Origin of the sequence: Rhizobium sp. BK661 (genome assembly GCF_024808825.1) — a bacterium.
In the GTDB taxonomy this organism is placed as follows: Bacteria; Pseudomonadota; Alphaproteobacteria; order Rhizobiales; family Rhizobiaceae; genus Rhizobium.
Window position 1 is genome coordinate 947,727 of record NZ_JANTYT010000001.1, and the last position, 18,059, is coordinate 965,785.

Annotated in this window: 16 protein-coding genes; 7 read left to right on the forward strand and 9 right to left on the reverse strand. The window is 62.3% G+C overall.

Annotated elements, in window-relative coordinates; genetic code table 11:
• From FHX16_RS04610 to FHX16_RS04620, 3 genes are all read left to right on the forward strand, one after another.
• Nucleotides 1-753: a crotonase/enoyl-CoA hydratase family protein gene (locus FHX16_RS04610; RefSeq protein ID WP_259126646.1), complete on the forward strand. Its 753-nt coding sequence runs from the start codon at nucleotides 1-3 to the stop codon at nucleotides 751-753.
• A gap of 193 nt (nucleotides 754-946) precedes the next feature.
• A complete protein-coding gene (locus tag FHX16_RS04615) occupies nucleotides 947-3,034 on the forward strand; it encodes a methyl-accepting chemotaxis protein (protein ID WP_183859938.1) in 2,088 nt (695 codons plus the stop codon).
• 252 nt (nucleotides 3,035-3,286) lie between these two features.
• Nucleotides 3,287-5,110 carry a HAMP domain-containing methyl-accepting chemotaxis protein gene (locus tag FHX16_RS04620; protein WP_183859936.1) on the forward strand — a complete coding sequence of 608 codons (1,824 nt, stop codon included), beginning with the start codon at nucleotides 3,287-3,289 and terminating at the stop codon, nucleotides 5,108-5,110.
• A 59-nt stretch (nucleotides 5,111-5,169) separates the two neighbouring features.
• Here FHX16_RS04620 and FHX16_RS04625 read toward each other — a convergent pair whose 3' ends face one another.
• Together FHX16_RS04625 and FHX16_RS04630 are read right to left on the reverse strand one after the other, a co-directional pair.
• The gene (locus FHX16_RS04625; RefSeq protein ID WP_259126649.1) at nucleotides 5,170-6,420 is read right to left on the reverse strand and encodes a class I SAM-dependent RNA methyltransferase; all 1,251 of its coding nucleotides are present in this window, start codon (nucleotides 6,418-6,420) and stop codon (nucleotides 5,170-5,172) included.
• Nucleotides 6,417-7,163, reverse strand: a complete 747-nt coding sequence (locus FHX16_RS04630) for a TlyA family RNA methyltransferase (RefSeq protein ID WP_259126652.1) — start codon at nucleotides 7,161-7,163, stop codon at nucleotides 6,417-6,419. The genes FHX16_RS04625 and FHX16_RS04630 overlap by 4 nt, the downstream gene beginning before the upstream one ends.
• Before the next feature lie 284 nt (nucleotides 7,164-7,447).
• Here FHX16_RS04630 and FHX16_RS04635 point away from each other — a divergent pair, with 284 nt between their 5' ends.
• Both FHX16_RS04635 and FHX16_RS04640 read left to right on the forward strand, forming a co-directional pair.
• Nucleotides 7,448-9,385 carry a methyl-accepting chemotaxis protein gene (locus FHX16_RS04635; RefSeq protein WP_259126653.1) on the forward strand — a complete coding sequence of 646 codons (1,938 nt, stop codon included), beginning with the start codon at nucleotides 7,448-7,450 and terminating at the stop codon, nucleotides 9,383-9,385.
• Between the two features lie 196 nt (nucleotides 9,386-9,581).
• Nucleotides 9,582-9,980 carry a VOC family protein gene (locus tag FHX16_RS04640; RefSeq protein ID WP_259126655.1) on the forward strand — a complete coding sequence of 133 codons (399 nt, stop codon included), beginning with the start codon at nucleotides 9,582-9,584 and terminating at the stop codon, nucleotides 9,978-9,980.
• A 48-nt stretch (nucleotides 9,981-10,028) separates the two neighbouring features.
• Here the strand turns inward: FHX16_RS04640 and dxs are convergent, their stop codons facing one another.
• From dxs to FHX16_RS04660, 4 genes are all read right to left on the reverse strand, one after another.
• Nucleotides 10,029-11,951, reverse strand: a complete 1,923-nt coding sequence (gene dxs / locus FHX16_RS04645; protein WP_259126656.1) for a 1-deoxy-D-xylulose-5-phosphate synthase — start codon at nucleotides 11,949-11,951, stop codon at nucleotides 10,029-10,031.
• A 106-nt stretch (nucleotides 11,952-12,057) separates the two neighbouring features.
• Entirely contained in the window at nucleotides 12,058-12,981 is a 924-nt protein-coding gene (locus tag FHX16_RS04650) for a pirin family protein (protein ID WP_259126658.1), read from the reverse strand.
• Nucleotides 12,982-13,101: 120 nt separating this feature from the next.
• On the reverse strand, nucleotides 13,102-13,353 hold the full coding sequence (locus FHX16_RS04655; RefSeq protein ID WP_003545921.1) for an exodeoxyribonuclease VII small subunit: 252 nt from the start codon (nucleotides 13,351-13,353) through the stop codon (nucleotides 13,102-13,104).
• 2 nt (nucleotides 13,354-13,355) lie between these two features.
• Nucleotides 13,356-14,291 carry a histone deacetylase family protein gene (locus FHX16_RS04660; protein WP_183859924.1) on the reverse strand — a complete coding sequence of 312 codons (936 nt, stop codon included), beginning with the start codon at nucleotides 14,289-14,291 and terminating at the stop codon, nucleotides 13,356-13,358.
• Nucleotides 14,292-14,450: 159 nt separating this feature from the next.
• Between FHX16_RS04660 and FHX16_RS04665 the strand changes: the two genes are divergently transcribed.
• On the forward strand, nucleotides 14,451-14,846 hold the full coding sequence (locus FHX16_RS04665) for a thioesterase family protein (protein ID WP_183859922.1): 396 nt from the start codon (nucleotides 14,451-14,453) through the stop codon (nucleotides 14,844-14,846).
• On the opposite strand, the gene FHX16_RS04670 is transcribed toward FHX16_RS04665, so the two are convergent.
• Genes FHX16_RS04670 through FHX16_RS04680 form a run of 3 tightly spaced genes read right to left on the reverse strand, consistent with a single transcriptional unit; the run spans nucleotide 14,843 to nucleotide 16,712 of the window.
• Nucleotides 14,843-15,406 (reverse strand): biotin transporter BioY, encoded by a 564-nt coding sequence (locus tag FHX16_RS04670; protein WP_016552984.1) that lies wholly within the window; start codon nucleotides 15,404-15,406, stop codon nucleotides 14,843-14,845. The two genes, FHX16_RS04665 and FHX16_RS04670, sit on opposite strands and share 4 nt — an antisense overlap.
• 23 nt (nucleotides 15,407-15,429) lie before the next feature.
• Entirely contained in the window at nucleotides 15,430-16,038 is a 609-nt protein-coding gene (locus FHX16_RS04675) for an energy-coupling factor transporter transmembrane protein EcfT (protein WP_183859920.1), read from the reverse strand.
• Nucleotides 16,035-16,712: an energy-coupling factor ABC transporter ATP-binding protein gene (locus FHX16_RS04680; protein WP_183859918.1), complete on the reverse strand. Its 678-nt coding sequence runs from the start codon at nucleotides 16,710-16,712 to the stop codon at nucleotides 16,035-16,037. The genes FHX16_RS04675 and FHX16_RS04680 overlap by 4 nt, the downstream gene beginning before the upstream one ends.
• A 147-nt stretch (nucleotides 16,713-16,859) precedes the next feature.
• Here FHX16_RS04680 and FHX16_RS04685 point away from each other — a divergent pair, with 147 nt between their 5' ends.
• Nucleotides 16,860-18,050: a winged helix-turn-helix domain-containing protein gene (locus tag FHX16_RS04685; RefSeq protein WP_183859916.1), complete on the forward strand. Its 1,191-nt coding sequence runs from the start codon at nucleotides 16,860-16,862 to the stop codon at nucleotides 18,048-18,050.
• Nucleotides 18,051-18,059: the final 9 nt, after the last annotated feature.

The following is an 18,059-nucleotide window of genomic DNA, read 5'->3' on the forward strand; positions in this document are numbered from 1 at the left end:
ATGACAGAGCACGTCATCGTCGAGCAGGATGCGGGGCATCCCGGCATCCAGATCATCCGTTTCAACCGGCCGGAAAAGAAGAATGCCATCACCCGGGCGATGTATCGAAAGATGGCGGATGCGCTGAGCGCAGCCAATGGCGACACAGGAATTCGCGCGACGGTCTTCCTTGGCACCGAAGGCTGCTTCTCCGCCGGCAACGATCTCGGTGATTTCCTGGCTGCTGCAATGGGTGGGGCCATGCCGCGGGAGATCGTCGAGTTTCTCTATGCCATGGTCCGCTCGGAAAAGCCGATCGTCTCCGGCGTGGACGGCCTGGCGATCGGGATCGGCACGACGATGCACATGCATTGCGACCTGACCGTCGCCTCTGCGCGCAGCCAATTTCGCACGCCGTTCGTCGATCTCGCTCTTGTCCCGGAAGCAGCGTCCGGCCTGCTTGCGCCGCGCATCATGGGACAGCAGCGTGCCTTTGCGCTTCTGGCTCTCGGCGAAGGCTTCTCCGGCGAGGAAGCGCGGGAAGCCGGACTCGTCTGGAGGCTCTGCGCGACCGATGAAGTCGAAACCACGACGCTGGCGACCGCTGCAAAGCTTGCAGCCAAGCCGCCCGAGGCACTGAAGATCGCCCGCGACCTGATCCGCGGCGACCTGGAGGAAATCATCGCCCGCATCGACGATGAGGCACGCCACTTCTTCGAACGCCTGCACAGCGCCGAAGCGAGGGCGGCCTTCGAAGCCTTCATGCGGCGTTGACGGGGAAAAATTCGAATTCCGTAGAATTTTAAGTCAGTTTTAAATGCCCCTCTAATATTAGGGGCTTGACGGCGCGCCGATGTCGCGGTCGTCCGGGCGCATGAGGCGCTTTGTTCAGCTTTGCCCATAGCCTGCGCATCGAGCAGCCCGCGTTCGTCAAACACGGCGCGGACCGCTCACGAAAGGAAAATCCTTGAAAAAGAAGACGAATCTGATGACGCGCATCCTCGTTGCCGCGTCTGCCGTTGTCCTCGTGGCGTTTGCCGCCTTTTCCTATTACATCAATTCCGTCGAGCAAAGCACCGCGACGGCGGCAATCGAAGCCAATATCAACTCTTCGGGCGAGCAGGCTGCGCACAGCCTGGCCAACTGGATGAACGGCCGCGTGACGCTGACCGCCATGGTGGCCAACGCCATCGGTCGCGCCGCCGATCAGGAGGGCGTCGAAACCGTGCTCCAGAACGATGTTCTGACCAGCCAGTTCGTCAGTACCTATTTCGGTGACGAGCAGGGCGTCTTCACCATGTGGCCGAAGCTGCCGATGCCGGACGGCTATGATCCGCGCAAGCGCCCCTGGTATCAGGATGCAGTCAAAGCCAACGCCAGCGTCATGACCGAACCCTACGTGGATGCCTCGAGCGGCGATCTCATCATCAGCTCGGCAGTTCCCGTCAGCCGCGGTGGCAAGCTGGCCGGCGTCGTCGGCAGCGACTTCTCGCTGAAGACCATGGTCGACATGATCAAGGAGATCGACCTTGGCGGCAAAGGCACCGCCTTCCTTGTCAACAAGAGCGGGCAGATCCTGATTCATCCGGATGCGAAGCTGGTGACGAAAACGCTCGCCGACGCGTTCCCGGCCGAGACCCCGGCGATCAAGTCGGGTCTTGTCCCGACCCAGTTCGCCGGCAAGGACGTGCTCGTCAGCTTCATGCCCGTTGCCGGTCTTCCGTCGGTCGAATGGTATCTCGGCTTCGTTGTCGACAGCGACGCTGCCTTCGCCTCGCTGAACGAGTTCCGCATTGCCGCAACCGTTGCCACTATCCTTGCCGTCGGTCTGATGATCGCAGCGATGGCCTGGTTGCTGCACGGCCTGGTGATCCGGCCAGTCACCGACATGACCGCCGCGATGCAGAAGCTTGCCGCAGGCGACCTGTCGGTTACGATTCCGGGCGAGCAGCGCCGCGACCAGATCGGCTCGATGGCCGAAGCTGTTGCGGTCTTCAAGAACAACGCGACCGACCGCGAACGTCTCGAAGGGGAGGCGGAAACCGGCCGCGCCCTCACCGAGCGTGAGCGTCTGGACCGCGAGCAGCAGAAGAACCGCGAGGCCACCGAAATCCGTCACGCCGTCGATGCGCTTGCAAGCGCTCTGGGGGCATTGTCGGAAGGCAATCTCGGCCATCGCATCGACACGCCGTTCGCGTCGCATCTCGACCGTCTTCGCACTGACTTCAACAGCGCCGTCACCAAGCTCCACGGTGCCCTGCATGCGGTCGGCAACAACGCTCATGCCATCGACGCCGGCGCAAGCGAGATCCGCATCGCAGCGGATGGTCTTGCCCGCCGTACCGAGCAGCAGGCAGCCTCGGTCGAGGAAACGGCCGCGGCGCTCGAGGAGATCACCACGACCGTCAAGGACACGGCGCGTCGCGCCGAGGAAGCCGGCAATCTCGTCTCGCGCACCCGCAACGGCGCCGAAGAGTCCGGCAACATCGTCCGCAAGGCCGTGTCGGCAATGACCGAAATCGAACAGTCGTCGCAGAAGATCGCCAACATCATCGGCGTCATCGACGATATCGCTTTCCAGACCAACCTGCTGGCGCTCAACGCCGGCGTCGAGGCGGCACGCGCCGGCGAAGCTGGCAAGGGCTTTGCCGTTGTTGCTCAGGAAGTGCGCGAGCTGGCACAGCGCTCGGCGCAGGCTGCGAAGGAAATCGAGAGCCTGATCACCGCCTCGAACTCGCAGGTTCGCTCGGGCGTCACCCTCGTCGGCGACACCGGCAAGGCGTTGGAAGCGATCGTCGGTCAGGTTCAGGAGATCAGTCGCCACGTCGATGCGATCGTGACTGCAACCCGCGAGCAGTCGACCGGGCTGGCCGAGATCAACACGGCCGTCAATACCATGGACCAGGGCACGCAGCAGAACGCCGCCATGGTCGAGGAGCAGACGGCGGCAAGTCACGGACTGGCGCAGGAGGCGGCAAAGCTGATGCAGCTTCTCAGCCAGTTCAATCTGCAGACTGCGTCTCAAGGCATGGCGTACAGCCGTCACGCCGCCTGATCGGCATCGAACAGCATCACGGAAACGCCCGCGCTCGTCGCGGGCGTTTTCGTTTGTGACGCACCGATCTCCAGTTGCTTAAAAAATAATACTTTTAATCAAATTTTACGGATGTTCGTCTTTAGTGACATGCAATGCATGACGCAGGCCGGACATCGTCCGGATACCCTCCGCAACAACCATCGGGACGAAAGCGCACCGGCGATCCATGCGATCGGCCGTGCCATGTCCTCCGTCGCATGAGATAGCCGCATGTCCAAACTGAAGATCAAAACGCTCCTTCCGCTTCTCTTTCTGTCTCTCGTTGTCATTGCGCTGGTGCAAGGTGCGATCGCGGCCTTCTCGCTGACCAATCTCGAAGCCAACACTCGGCAGATCGGCGCGCAGAACATTCCGAACACCGAGCGGCTCTATGCGATCGTCACGACGCTGAACGACGTTCGCCGCAGCTATGCCGACTATCTACTCGCGACAGGCAAGACGGACTTCCGCAACGCTGAGACGACACTCAAGACCCGTCGCCAGCGTCTCAACACCGCAATCGAAGCCTTCGACAAGCAGCCGAAGAGCGACTACATGAGCCAGAACTTTGGCCGTCTGCAGAAGGCGCTCGCCAACGACGCAGCACTTGCCGACAAGATCATTGCGCTCGCGCTCGACAACAAGCGCAGCCTGGCAAACAGCATCTATCGCGGCGAACTTTCGATGTCTGCCAACAACATCCAGACCCTCGTCGATGGAATGCTGGCCAAGGACCGGCAGTCGACCGATGCGGCGCTCTTAGCCGCATCAGGCAACTACAGTGCAGGCATCCTGTCGATCGTCGGCGGCCTGGCCGTCGCCCTGGCCGTCGCCGTCGCCGCCGCCTTCCTTGCATGGAAGCGTATCTCGCAGCCGATCTCGACGATCGCCGTTCGCATGGCCCGTCTCGCCGATGGCGAGCTCGACGCTGCCGTCCCCTACGCGGGTCGCAAGGATGAGATCGGCGACATGGCCGCGGCCGTCGCCGTCTTCCGCGACAACTCCTTCGCGCGTCTCGATCTCGAGCGCAATGCCGAGCACAACCGCGAACAGGCGCAGCAGGAGCGCTCGCGCAACGAAGCCTCGAAGGCCCGCGAAGCCGCCGAGATCCAGCAGGCCGTCGCAGCTCTTGCGGATGCATTGGGCGCTCTCTCGGAAGGTGATCTGACGCGAACGATCGAGACGCCGTTTGCGGATCACCTCGATCGACTGCGGAGCGACTTCAACGCCTCCGTCGCCAAACTGCGCGCCGTCCTGCAGGAAGTCGGCGATAACGCGCACGCGATCGACGCGGGCGCCGGAGAAATCCGCACCGCGGCCGATGGGCTCGCCCGCCGCACCGAGCAGCAGGCCGCCTCTATCGAGGAGACGGCAGCAGCGCTGGAAGAGATCACCACCACGGTCAAGGACACCGCGCGTCGCGCCGAGGAAGCCGGTACGCTGGTCAGCCGCACCCGCAACGGCGCCGAGGAATCCGGCAACATCGTTCGCAAGGCCGTTTCGGCAATGACGGAGATCGAGCAGTCTTCGCAGAAGATCGCAAACATCATCGGCGTGATCGATGACATCGCCTTCCAGACCAACCTGCTGGCGCTGAACGCCGGCGTCGAGGCCGCCCGCGCTGGCGAGGCCGGCAAGGGCTTTGCCGTCGTCGCTCAGGAAGTCCGTGAATTGGCGCAACGCTCGGCCCAGGCCGCAAAGGAGATCGAAAGCCTGATCACCGCCTCGAACAGCCAGGTCCGCTCCGGCGTCACCCTGGTCGGCGACACCGGCAAGGCGTTGGAGGCGATCGTCGGTCAGGTGCAGGAGATCAGCCGCCACGTCGATGCGATCGTGACAGCAACCCGCGAGCAGTCGACCGGGCTCGCCGAGATCAACACCGCCGTCAACACGATGGATCAGGGCACGCAGCAGAATGCTGCGATGGTCGAGGAGCAGACGGCAGCAAGTCACGGACTGGCGCAGGAAGCCGCCAAGCTGATGCAGCTTCTCAGCCAGTTCAATCTGCAGGCTGCATCCTACGGTACGGGATCATCAGGCCGTTACGCCGCCTGATCGAGGCGGATACGGTACAGTCGAGAACGCCCGCTGGTCGCGGGCGTTTTTTGTTGCGCTTACTTCTCCAGCGTCGCCACGACCTCGACATGCGGCGTCCACAGGAACTGGTCGATCGGCGTCACGCTGGTGATGCGATAGCCGCCTTCGACGAGCAAGGCGAGGTCGCGGGCAAGCGTCAGCGGATTGCAGCTGACAGCGACCACTTTCTTGACCGCCGAGCGCGCCAATTCCTTGCACTGGAACTCGGCGCCGGCGCGCGGCGGGTCGAACACCACCGCGTCGTACGCCTTCAGTTCGGATGTCATCAGCGGTCGACGGAAAAGGTCTCGCCTTTCGACGCTGACGGGCTTCAGGCCCTGCGTGTTGCGGGCGGCATGATCGAGTGCCGCCAGTGGCTTGTCCTCGCTTTCGACTGCATGCACGCGGCCGACACGGGCAAGGCGGAGCGAAAACGTGCCGGCGCCCGCAAAGAGATCAGCGATCCGTTTCGCCTTGCCGACATGCGCGATAACCAGCTCGGCCATCGCTTCTTCCGCCGGCTTGGTCGCCTGCGTGAAGCTGGCGGGCGGCGGCACGACGTTGACGCCGCCGAAATCGACAACCGGCTTCGTCGGCTCGACGAGGATTTCGCCATTCAGCGAAACGCGGGCGATGCCGCGCATGGAAAGCACGGTCTCGATCGCCTTGCGACGCTGCTGGTCGGAGAGTTTCCTGATGCCGTCGGCGGCAAGATCGAGGCCCGACAGGGTCTCCAATACGGTGATGCGGAATGCCTCGGCGCTATTGGCAAGTGCCGCCCCAATTGCCTTGATCGCCGGCAGCCTGGCCATGATGCCCGCCGACGAGATGGGACATTCCTCGATGGCGACGATGTGGTGGCTCTCGGCCTGATTGAAGCCGATGAGCATGTCCTTCTCTGTCCGCCGTGCGGCAAACACAACGCGCCGCCGTTCGCCTGGATGAGCGGCAATGAGGTCACCGACCTCAGGCGCCAGCCCCTTCGATTTCAACGCATCGACGACCAGCTGGCGCTTGAAGCTGCGGTAGGCCGCATCGTTCATGTGCTGCAGGCTGCAGCCGCCGCAGGTGCCGTTGACGCCATCCGGTCCGAAATGCCGGCAGAGAGGATCCTGGCGTTCCGGGGATGGCGTGGTGATCGAGATCAGCGTGCCCTGGCTCTTGACCCGCGCGATGGCGACGGTCTCGCCCGGCAGGGTGAATGGCACATAGACCGGGCCGCCATCCGCGTGCACGATGCCGTCGCCTTGGGCGCCGAGCTTTTCAATCGTAACTGTTTGCGTGCTCAAGGTTTCGTTCCTGCGAGTAGATATTCCTGGTTTCCGTCGCCGCCAGCGATCGGGGAGGGGATGAGGCCGAGGCTCGTCCAGCCCATGTCCTCGACGAACCAGCGCTCCAGTTCAGCCGCGACATCGGGCGCGGACGACGGATCCTTGAGAAGGCCGCCCTTGCCGATCGCGTCGCGGCCGGCTTCGAACTGCGGCTTGACGAGGAGAACGGCAACCGCTCCCGTCCCGGCAAGATCAAGCGCCGGCGCGAGCGCCAGCTTCAGCGAGATGAAGGAGACGTCTGACACAATGAAGGTGATCGGGTGTCCGATGTCCTCTTCCGTCAGATTGCGTGCATTCAGGCCCTCGATGTTGGTCACGCGAGGATCGCCGGAGATACGCGGATGCATCTGCCCGTGGCCGACATCGATCGCCGTGACATCTGTTGCGCCGTTCTGCAGCAGGACCTCGGTAAAGCCACCCGTCGACGCGCCGACATCGAGACAACGGTGCCCCGAAGGATCGAGCTTGAAGTGGTCGAGTGCCGCGGCAAGCTTCAGGGCCGCGCGCGAGACATAGTCCTGCGCCGGGTCATCGATCTCGATGACGGCATCATCGGCGAATAGCGCACCGGCTTTCGTCACCACCTTGCCGTCGATTTTCACGGTACCGCGTTGCACCGCATCCCGTGCACGGGAGCGGCTGGCGAAAAGGCCGAGGCTGACCAGCAACTGGTCCAGGCGTTGTGTATCTTGATCGGGCATGGCGCAGTCCATGACCGGCAAAGCCATCCGTTGCAAGCCTTTTGTTGAGATCGCCGACACCGCTGGATGAACCGGCGCCGCTCCGCGACGTGCTGCGCCGCACAAATTTTTAAATAAATCGAAAGTCTTGCCGCCTATGGTTCGGCTGATTGCAGCGGCTCCTGGCCGCTTTTGCCATGATGGCCCTCAATCCGATCTGCCGATCATGTTCGCCGAATTACCAAGGTATGCCCTCCGCATGCCCTGACTTTGCCATGCCTGTGCGCTTCAAGAGAGATTGATTGATGTTGGCCAAGAACATGTCCCTGAACGGTAAGCTCGCCGCGACTTTCGCCGCGCTGATCCTTATCTTTCTGTCCGTTTCCAGCTTTGTTTACTTCAAGGCGGATGTCGTTGCCGAAGCTGCTGTACAGCAGAAGAAGTCGGAGCTGCTCGTCAACCAGATCGACGACGCGCTTCAGGCGATGCTTGAGCAGGCCGTCAATCTCCGCGGATTCCTGCTGTTTCGCAGCGACAGCACCTATGGCGATATTTTCGCGAACCGCGAGCGCATGCTGAAGGCGATTGATGCGGCAAGGACGACGGCTGCCGGTAACAGCGATTTCGTCGCGCAGATCGACGCCATGCAGAAGGCCGCAGATCTCTATTTCCATCAGCTTGCCGAGCCGCAGTCGAAGGCTCGCAAGGAAACCGATATGCCCATCGACCAGATCGTCAAGATCGGCGTCAACGAAACCAAGGGTCAGCTCGACGGCTTCCGTCAGGCCTCCGCCAAGATCAAGGCGGCCGCACGCGACGAATCGAATGCGCTTGCCGAAAGCAAGGCGCAGGCGAGCCGGGCGCTGAACATCAGCCTGTTCACCGGCGGCATCGCCGCTGCCGCTGCCGCCGTCCTGCTTGCCTGGATGCTGTCGCGTAGCATCGTTCGCCCGATCGTCGGCATGACCTCCGCCATGGGCCGTCTGGCGGGTGGCCAGCACGACATCGACGTCCCGGCGCTCGACCGCCAGGACGAAGTCGGCCGCATGGCCCAGTCGGTTCTTGTCTTCAAGGATGCGGCGATCGAGAAGTTGCGCCTTTCGGGCGAAACCGATCGCATGCGCAGCGATGCCGAGCGCCAGCGCCAGATGAGCGACGAGCAGAAGGCACGCGAGGAAGCGGAACTCCGCTTCGCCATCGAAGGCCTCGCAGGCGGTCTGTCCGACCTCGCCAACGGCAATGTCGCCGTCCGCATCACGACGCCCTTCGCATCGCAGTTCGATCGTCTCCGCAACGACTTCAACAACGCCGTCGAGAAGCTGCAGGCTGCCCTTCAGTCGGTTGGCCGCAATGCGTCCGCCATCAATGCCGGCGCCGGTGAAATCCGCTCCGCTGCCGATGATCTCGCCCGCCGCACCGAGCAGCAGGCCGCGGCCGTCGAGGAAACGGCGGCGGCGCTCGAGGAAGTCACCACCACCGTTCGCGACTCCGCCAAGCGCGCCGAGGATGTCGGTCAGCTGGTCGAGCGCACGCGCCTCGGTGCCGAAAAGTCCGGCGATGTCGTCCGCAAGGCCGTTGCCGCCATGCAGGAGATCGAGAAGTCGTCTGACGCGATCAGCAACATCATCGGCGTGATCGACGATATCGCTTTCCAGACCAACCTGCTCGCCTTGAACGCTGGCGTCGAAGCCGCGCGTGCGGGCGAAGCAGGCAAGGGCTTTGCCGTCGTCGCGCAGGAAGTGCGCGAGCTCGCGCAGCGCTCGGCAAATGCCGCCAAGGAGATCAAGTCGCTGATCAACACCTCGGGCACGCAGGTCAATTCAGGCGTTTCGCTCGTCGATGAAACCGGCAAGGCGCTCGCCGAAATCGTCGGTGCCGTGCAGGAGATCAACAAGCACGTCAGCGCCATCGTCACCGCAACGCGCGAACAGTCGGTCGGCCTGCAGGAGATCAACACCGCCGTCAACAACATGGACCAGGGCACGCAGCAGAATGCGGCCATGGTCGAGGAACAGACGGCGGCCAGCCACTCGTTGGCGCAGGAAGCAGCTGCTCTCGACGATCTGCTCGGCCAGTTCAATCTCGGTCATGCCCGTGCCGAGGCACCAAGGGCAACCGTCGCCAGCCCCGCGTCGCATCCCGTAGCCTCTCCGGCGCGCGCGCTGACCCGTACGGTTGCCAAGGCGTTCGGCGGCAAGGCTGCAACGGCTGCTGCGGTTCAGGAAGACTGGACGGAGTTCTGAGCCTGAAGAAAAGGAAGAGCTCCGTTTCCGGATAGCCACTTACTGGAATGTGGAAATCGGTACCGGGGAGAAAAGTGAAACGCTCGCAGCAAGCCACTGCGAGCGTTTTTCGTTTCCGAAGATATTTCGTAGGTTTAAGCGGAGGCTTGTTCTACGGTGCGACGAGCAATGCCCGGCCATAGGAGATTGCGAATACATGCTTCATCACATCTCTTTCGGCGTCTCAAACATCGAGCGTTCAGCCGCCTTCTATGACGCTGCTCTTGCTCCCCTCGGTTATACGCGCGTTTGGGAAGATCTGAGGCCCGGAGAAGCAGATCAGGCGGTCGGCTACGGAATTGCGGGCGGCGGCGATAAGTTTGCGATCAAATTATACCCGGAGGGACAGAGCTCCCCTGGTCGCGGCTTTCATTTGGCCTTCGCCTCCACGAGCAGACGAGCCGTCGCCAAGTTTCATGAGGCCGCGATCGCGCACGGAGGCATCGATAACGGGCCGCCTGGTCTTCGTGCCCACTATGGACCGCACTATTTCGCGGCCTTCGTGGTCGACCCGGACGGTCACCATATCGAAGCCGTTTTCAATTCTCCCGACTAGTCGCGAGAAAAGTCAAAGGGCTGTGGGAGCTCGCGCTTCTCCGCCGGACTAGCCGGCGGCGCCGACGCCGAAGGCTGCAGGGCGCCCAAGCACCCGGAAGACCGTCGAGACGATCCCGGCGCGGTCAAGACCTGCATGGGCGTTCATCACCTCGGGCTTTGCCTGCTCCATCCAGAGATCGGGCATGACAAGCGAGCGGATCTTCAATCCGTTGTCCAGCAGGCCGTCCGTAGACAGGAACTGCATGACCTGGCTGCCGAAGCCGCCGACGGACCCTTCCTCGACCGTGATCAGGATTTCGTGGTGGCGGGCAAGCTGACGGATCAGGTCGTGATCCAGCGGCTTGGCGAAACGTGCATCGGCAACTGTCGTCGAAAGACCGGCTGCATCCAGATCCTCGGCGGCAAGCAAACAGTCAGCCAGCCGCGTGCCGAACGAAAGCAAAGCGACCTTAGCGCCTTCCTTGACGACACGGCCCTTGCCGATCTGCAGGATCTCGCCGCGGACAGGCATTTCGATACCGACGCCTTCGCCGCGCGGGTAACGGAACGAGATCGGACCGGCATCGTAGGCGGCGGCGGTCCGCACCATATGCTTCAGTTCGGCCTCATCGGACGCTGCCATGACGACGAAGCCGGGCAGGGTGGCGAGGAATGCCGTATCGAAGGAGCCCGCATGCGTCGGGCCATCGGCGCCGACAAAACCGGCGCGATCGATCGGGAAGCGAACCGGCAGGCCCTGGATCGCCACGTCGTGGACAACCTGGTCATAGGCGCGCTGCAGGAAGGTCGAGTAGAGCGCGGCAAACGGCTTGAAGCCTTCGGTGGCAAGGCCGGCCGCGAACGTCACAGCATGCTGCTCGGCGATGCCGACATCGAAGCACCGCGACGGGAAGACGCTTGCGAGCTTGTCGAGGCCGGTGCCATTCGGCATGGCGGCGGTAACGCCGACGATCTTGTCGTCGAGCTCGGCCTCCTGCACCAGCGCCTCGGCGAAAACGCTCGTGTAGCTCGGCGCATTCGGCTTCACCTTCGCCTGCGCGCCGGTGATGACGTCGAACTTGTTGACGCCGTGATACTTGTCGGCGGCCGCTTCGGCAGGCGCGTAGCCCTTGCCCTTCTGCGTCACGACATGGATCAGCACCGGGCCGTTGGCGTGGTCGCGCACATTGCGCAGCACCGGCAGCAGGTGTTCGAAGGAGTGTCCGTCGATCGGGCCGATGTGGTAGAAACCCATCTCCTCGAACATTGTCCCGCCGGTCACATAGCCCCGCGCGTGCTCGACGGCGCGGGTGATGGCGCGGTCGACATTCTTGCCGAGATAGGCCGTCAGCTTCTTGCCGAAATCGCGGAAGCCCATGTAGGTGCGCCCGGATGCAAGGCGCGCGAGATAGGCACTCATCGCACCCGTCGGCGGCGCGATCGACATGTCGTTGTCGTTGAGGATGACGATCAGCCGGGCATCGAGCGCGCCGGCATTGTTCAGGGCTTCATAGGCCATGCCGGCCGACATCGCGCCGTCGCCGATGACGGCGATGACACGGCGGTCCGTCTTGTCGAGGTCGGAGGCAACCGCCATGCCGAGGCCGGCGGAGATCGACGTCGAGGAGTGGGCGGCGCCAAAGGGGTCGTATTCGCTTTCGGCGCGACGCGTGAAGCCGGAAAGGCCGTTCTCCTGGCGCAGCGTGCGGATCCGGTCACGACGACCGGTAAGGATCTTGTGCGGATAGCACTGATGCCCGACGTCGAAGATCAGCCGATCTTCGGGCGTGTTGAAGACGTTGTGGATGGCGATCGTCAGTTCGACAACACCGAGGCCGGCGCCCAGATGCCCGCCGGTCTTCGATACCGCATCGATCATCTCGTCGCGAACCTCGCGCGCAAGCTGCGGCAGGTCGCGATCCTCCAGCTTTCGGAGGTCGGCCGGATAGGTAACCTTGTCCAGCAGCGGCGTCTTCGGCGGTTGTGTCACGGGTGGGCGCTCTTTCTTGTCTTTCTTGGGCGGGATGCCTTTAAGCCATAAATTGCGGTGAAAAAAGTCGATTTCAAGAACGGCTGTACCTCCTTTCTAGAGGAGATCAGCCTTCGGGCAAAGGTATGAATTCTTCTTCGTCCCCCGGAACGATGTCGAACTTGCCGGTCCGCCACTCTTCCTTTGCCTTTTCGATGCGCTCTTTCGAGGAGGAAACGAAGTTCCACCAGATGTAGCGTTTCGAGTTCAGCGCCGCTCCACCAAACAGCATGAGATGACAGCCCTGGTTGCCCGCTTCGAGCGTGATCTGGTCGCCTGGACGGAAGACGAGCAGCTGGTCGGCAGAAAACCTGTCGCCCGATATCACCACTTCGCCTGAGAGCACGTAAGCCGCGCGCTCCTCATGATCAGCCGCAAAGGGAAATTTCACGCCGGGTTCGAGGCTGATGTCGACATAGAGCGTGTCCGAGAAGACCTTCACCGGCGAGGACAAGCCCCCGAACGACCCGATGACGACGCGTCCGCGCATGCCACGCTCGTCGATGATAGGCATGTCGGTCTTTTCGGTGTGCGTAAAGGAAGGATCGATCTCCTCCTTGTCATCGGGCAGCGCCAGCCATGTCTGCAGGCCCGACATCAGCAGCGGATGGCCGCGCAGATTGTCAGGCGTGCGCTCCGAATGGACGATGCCGCGTCCAGCGGTCATCAGGTTGATGTCGCCGGGCCGGATGACCTTCTCGGTGCCGAGGCTATCCAGGTGCCGGATCTCGCCGTCGAACAGGTAGGTGACCGTCGAAAGCCCGATGTGCGGATGCGGCCGCACATCCAGCGCCTCGTTCGGCTTCAGGATCGCCGGTCCCATGCGGTCGAAGAAGATGAATGGTCCGACCAGACGGCGCTCGCGCGTGGGCAGCGCCCGCCGCACCTGAAACCCACCAAGGTCGCTGGTGCGGGGAATGATAAGGTTTTCGATCGCGTCGCAGGCGAAGGCATCGCCGGGCAGGGGGTCTTTACCGGGGAAGAAGGACATCGCAGGTCTCCGATGAGCGTTCGTTCTACGCTAGCCCCATTGACGATCGCGGACTAGGAAAACTTGTCGCCCGAAAGGCGACGCTCCGTTCAGAATGATGACGATTTCAGTTGCGTCTGCTTACGCTCCGTCCAGCGGCTCTACGCCCTGCGGTTTGCCAGCGCGATCGAGGCGGATCTTCTCGATACGGTTTTCAGCGGCCGACAGCAGCGTTTCGCAATGCTTCTTCAGCGCTTCGCCACGCTCGTAGATCTCGATGGATTCGTCCAGCGCCACGTCGCCGCGTTCCAGCCGGGCAACGATGCTTTCGAGTTCGGCAACGGCCTTCTCGAAGGAAAGACCGGAAACTTCCGGCTTGGCGCTGTCAGTCATACTCAACCCTTCATCATTCTGAGAATATGCAGGCCGGCCGATTCGGCGAGGCCTTCGAGATCATAGCCACCTTCGAGCAGACTGACGACCCGGTTGCCGGCACTTTTGTCCGCGACCTCGAGCAAGCGCCCGGTTGCCCAGTCGAAATCCTCGCCAACGAGGTTGATCTGCGCCAAGGGATCGCGGTGATGCGCATCGAAGCCGGCGGAGATGATGATCAGATCCGGCCGGAAATCGAACAGCGCCGGCAGCACCCGCGACTTGAACGCTTCGCGAAAATGGTCGCTGCCGACATTGGGCGACAACGGCGCGTTGACGATCGTCCCGTGCTTGCCGCTTTCGTCCTTCGCTCCGGTGCCGGGGTAGAGCGGCATCTGATGCGTCGAGCAGAAGAGCACGGAAGGGTCGTCCCAAAAGATGTCCTGCGTACCGTTGCCGTGATGAACGTCCCAGTCGACGATCGCCACACGCTCGGCGCCATGTGTTTTTTGCGCATGGCGGGCAGCGATCGCGGCATTGTTGAAGAAACAAAAGCCCATCGCCGTTGACTTTTCGGCATGGTGGCCGGGCGGGCGCGCTGCAACGAAGACGTTGTCGGCCTTGCCAGTGAAGACGTCATCGACCGCAGCCATGGCGCCGCCGATCCCCGTAAGCGCCGCCTCAAAGCTCTTTCTGCTGGCGTAGGTATCGGCTTCAAGCTGATTGATCTCGCCATCCTCCTCCGGCACCTGGCGCAGCACCGATAGCAGGTGTTCTTCGGGATGAGCGAGCAGCACGGCTTCTTCTGCCGCCTGTGGTGCGCGCTTGCGGTCAAGCCCCGCGAAGTTCGGATGTTCAAGAGCCACGTTGATCGCCCGCAAACGGTCGGACCGCTCGGGGTGGCCGGCGGGCGTCACGTGTTCCAGGAAGATCGGGTGCTCGTAAAGGCGGGTGGTCATGGGATCACTCTATCTATCCGTCCCGTCATGATCCACAGCAGATGGGGCTCGAGCCGGCGATTTCAACAAGCGCATAAGAGGATCGTTACGCGCACCTCCGTTTACTTCAACCGGTCCCGGGGCTAGTGTTCGATGAGGGGAAATTTGGCAGAAAGATCAATGAACGACGTTGTGCGCTCTGTGCAAATGAATGTGCCGTTTCGTGATGTGGACATGAACGGCCAGATGTTTCTGGGTTCCTATATTTCTCACGCGGAATCGGTGCTGGCGACCTTCTGGTTGCTGCGGCCGTCGCTGCAGGACGAACCACTCTACATTGCCAGCAAGGTGACCTGCATCCTGCACCGGCCGCTGCACTATGACGAGAGGGTCGTGTTCACCGCCTCGGTCGACAAGATCGGTGTTCGTTCGGTCGGCTTCATTATCGCAGCCGACGCGCTCGGCGAGCGCGCCGCCGAGGTCGAAATCATCTGGCAGGCGCGCTCACGCGAAGATCGTTCGCCAGTCCCGCTTCCCGAAGTGACGCGCGACTGGCTTTATGGCTTCGTCGATTAGCTGCGTACTGGTAGCAAGGGATAGCCGACCATGACGGCACGGCCGACAAGCGCCGCAACAAACGCCTTGACCACGTCACCGGGGATGAACGCCATCGAGCCGAGGAAGGCCTTGGAGAGACCAAGCTGGGCGGCGAACGCCAGGTAGACGATGCCGCAGGCGTAGAGAACGACTATGCCGCCGATCATGGCGGCGAGGAAGAAACCGACCGTCTGCACGAGCGCCGATTGCTCCGACTTTACCAGTCGCTCGCTGAGATAACCGGTAACGAAAGCTGCCAGCACCCAGCCGATCAGGAAGCCGGTGGTTGGGGCTGCAAAGGCCGCAAGCCCGCCACGACCGCCGGAAAGCACCGGCAGACCGATGGCGACAAGCACGAGAACGATGAGAACGGCGATCGTGCCACGGCGCGCGCCGAGCACGACACCGGCCATCATGACGCCGAGCGACTGCGCCGTAATCGGCACTGGAATGAAGCCGAGCGTGATCGGCGGCAGAATGCCGAGCGCGACGATGATAGCCGCGAAGAGGGCGGAGAGAACGAGGTCGCGAGTGCTCATGCAGGGCTCCTGTTAGCGAGTTCTCAATTGACATGCCGCCGAACGCCGCGCGCGTCAATTGCCGCAGCAATGTTATCCGCATCCCTCAGCGTCAGAATGACCAGTGGCACGAGCACGGTTGTTGGCCGCACCTTGATGCCACGCGCCGCGTGCGCCTCGCGGATGGCACGATAACGATCGATAATCTCGGGAACAAAGCGCACAACGAGCCCGACAGCAAGGCCGACATCGCCGGCCCGGAGAAGTCCGAGGCGCTCGAGCGGCCGGGCAAGCAGGGTAATTTCGTCGATGAATTGTGCAATCGTCGTCGTTGCCGTCACGGCAGCGGCAAACAGCATCAACGCCGTCAGGCGCAGCAGGGCAACAATCGCGACATGCCAAGGATTGAAGGCAAGGCTGAACAAGGCAACGATGAGGATCGTCAGGAAAATGGGCTTCAGCCGCGCAAGCGCGGATCGGGCCGGCAGGCCGATGCTGAAGGCGACCACCGCCGTCGCAAGCACGCCCAAGCCAAGCAACATCAAGTTCGTCGTAAGGAAGAGCACGACGCCGAGGGCCGCAAGCACCAGCAGCTTGGCGCGGGCCGAAACCCGATGCATCACGCTGTTGCCTTCGACGAAAAGCGACTTCATCGGCTAGCGATCTCCCTGTAACGGCGGATCGCCTCTCCGGCAGGTGCGTCGGCAATAAGGTTGCCTTCATGGAAAACCAAAACGCGCTCGTAGTCGGCGACCAATTCCAGGTCGTGGCTGATGACGATTGCGCTCTCGGGAAGGCCATCCACCAACCCCTGTACGAGACCGCGATTCTTTAGGTCCAACTGGTTGGTCGGCTCGTCCAGAATGAGAATGTCTGGACCTGTCGCGAGCACAGAGCACAGAGCTGCGAGTTGGAGCTCCCCGCCCGAAAGCTCGTGCGCCCGGCGCTCGGCGAGATGGCCCGCGCTGAAGCGCTGCAGGACCGCCTCCACCTTCGCCGCGATCTCCGCCGGCTTGTAGCCGCGGCTCTTCAGACCGAAGGCGATATCGTCGCGTACGACGGGCAGGATGATCTGGTTTTGCGGGGACTGGAAGATGAAGCCGACATCGGTCAGGACGGCATTGGCGTCGGTTGTATCGCGGCCGTTGACGATCACCCGCCCGACGCTCGGCTTTGTCAGCCCGTTGATGAGGCGCGCAAAGGTCGTCTTGCCCGAGCCGTTGAGGCCGATAATGCCAATGCGCTTTTCTGTGAGCTGCAGCGTCACGGGCGCCAGCGCGACGCGCGCACCATAGCTGACCCCTGCGCCTTCGAAACGGATATCCACCTGGTCCCTCGTGAATTGAGAGGCCGTTCTATAACGAATTTCGCGCTTTGAAAGCTCAAAATCTCGCAATGAATGCCGGCCGCTCCTACCTGATGATCGTGCCGACTTACCGGTAGCTAGGAACATTTTCCGTTCTATGATGTCCGCATGATGAATCTCATTTCGAATTCCGATGCCCGCCGCATATTCCTCGCCAAGCAGGGCCTGAGCGCGCCGCCGAACAAGGCGCTGACGAAGGCTGGCCTGCTGGAGCTCATCAACGAACTCGGCTTCGTGCAGGTGGACAGCATCCAGACGGTGGAGCGGGCTCATCACCAGATCCTGTTTTCCCGCAACCAGACCTACAAGCGCGAGCACTTGAAGGCGCTTCTGGAGAAGGAAGGCTCGCTCTTCGAGCATTGGACGCATGACGCCTCGATCCTGCCCAGTGCCTTCTTCCGATATTGGAAGCACAAGTTTCGCCATGAGGAAGAAGTGATCGGCGAGCGCTGGCGCAAATGGCAAGGGGAGGGGTTTGAACATGCCTTCGACGAGACATTTGAACGCGTCACGCGCGATGGCGCCATCATGGCACGCGAGATCAAGGCGGACGGGCACGTTTCCGGCGGCTGGTGGAACTGGCACCCCAACAAGACGGCGCTGGAATATTTCTGGCGCACCGGCAAGTTCGCCATCGCCGGACGATCCAACTTCCAGAAGATCTACGATCTCGTCGAACGCGTCATTCCCGCCGAGTTTCACGAGCCGGAGGTAAGCTATGAGGAGTTCGTCGACTGGGCCTGCCGCAGCGCGCTGACGCGATTAGGCTTTGCCACGCATGGCGAGATCGCCGCCTTCTGGGATCTGTTGTCGCCGGACGAAGCCAAGGCCTGGGTCAACGAGCATCGCGACGAGTTGACCGAGGCCCTGATCGAGCCGGCGCTTGGAGGCAAGCCGCGGCCTTCCTGGGCCTTCCCGGATCTGCTCACCAGCCTTCAGGACTATCCCGACGCGCCGCCGCGTGTGCGCGTGCTCAGTCCCTTCGATCCGATGATCCGCGACCGCAACCGCACCGAACGGCTGTTTGGCTTCTTCTACCGTATCGAGGTCTTCGTGCCCGAGCCGAAGCGAGAATACGGCTATTATGTCTTCCCGCTGCTCGAAGGCGACAAGTTGATCGGCCGCATTGACATGAAGGCGGACCGCAAGAACGGCCGTCTCGACGTCAAGCGTCTGTGGCTGGAGCCGGGGGTACGCGCGTCCGCCGGGCGTATCGAAAAGCTGCTCGCCGAACTTGACCGACTGGCCAAATTCACCGGCGTTGGACAGGTCGTTCTAATGGATGGTTGGCAAGGCTGAACGGCGCTC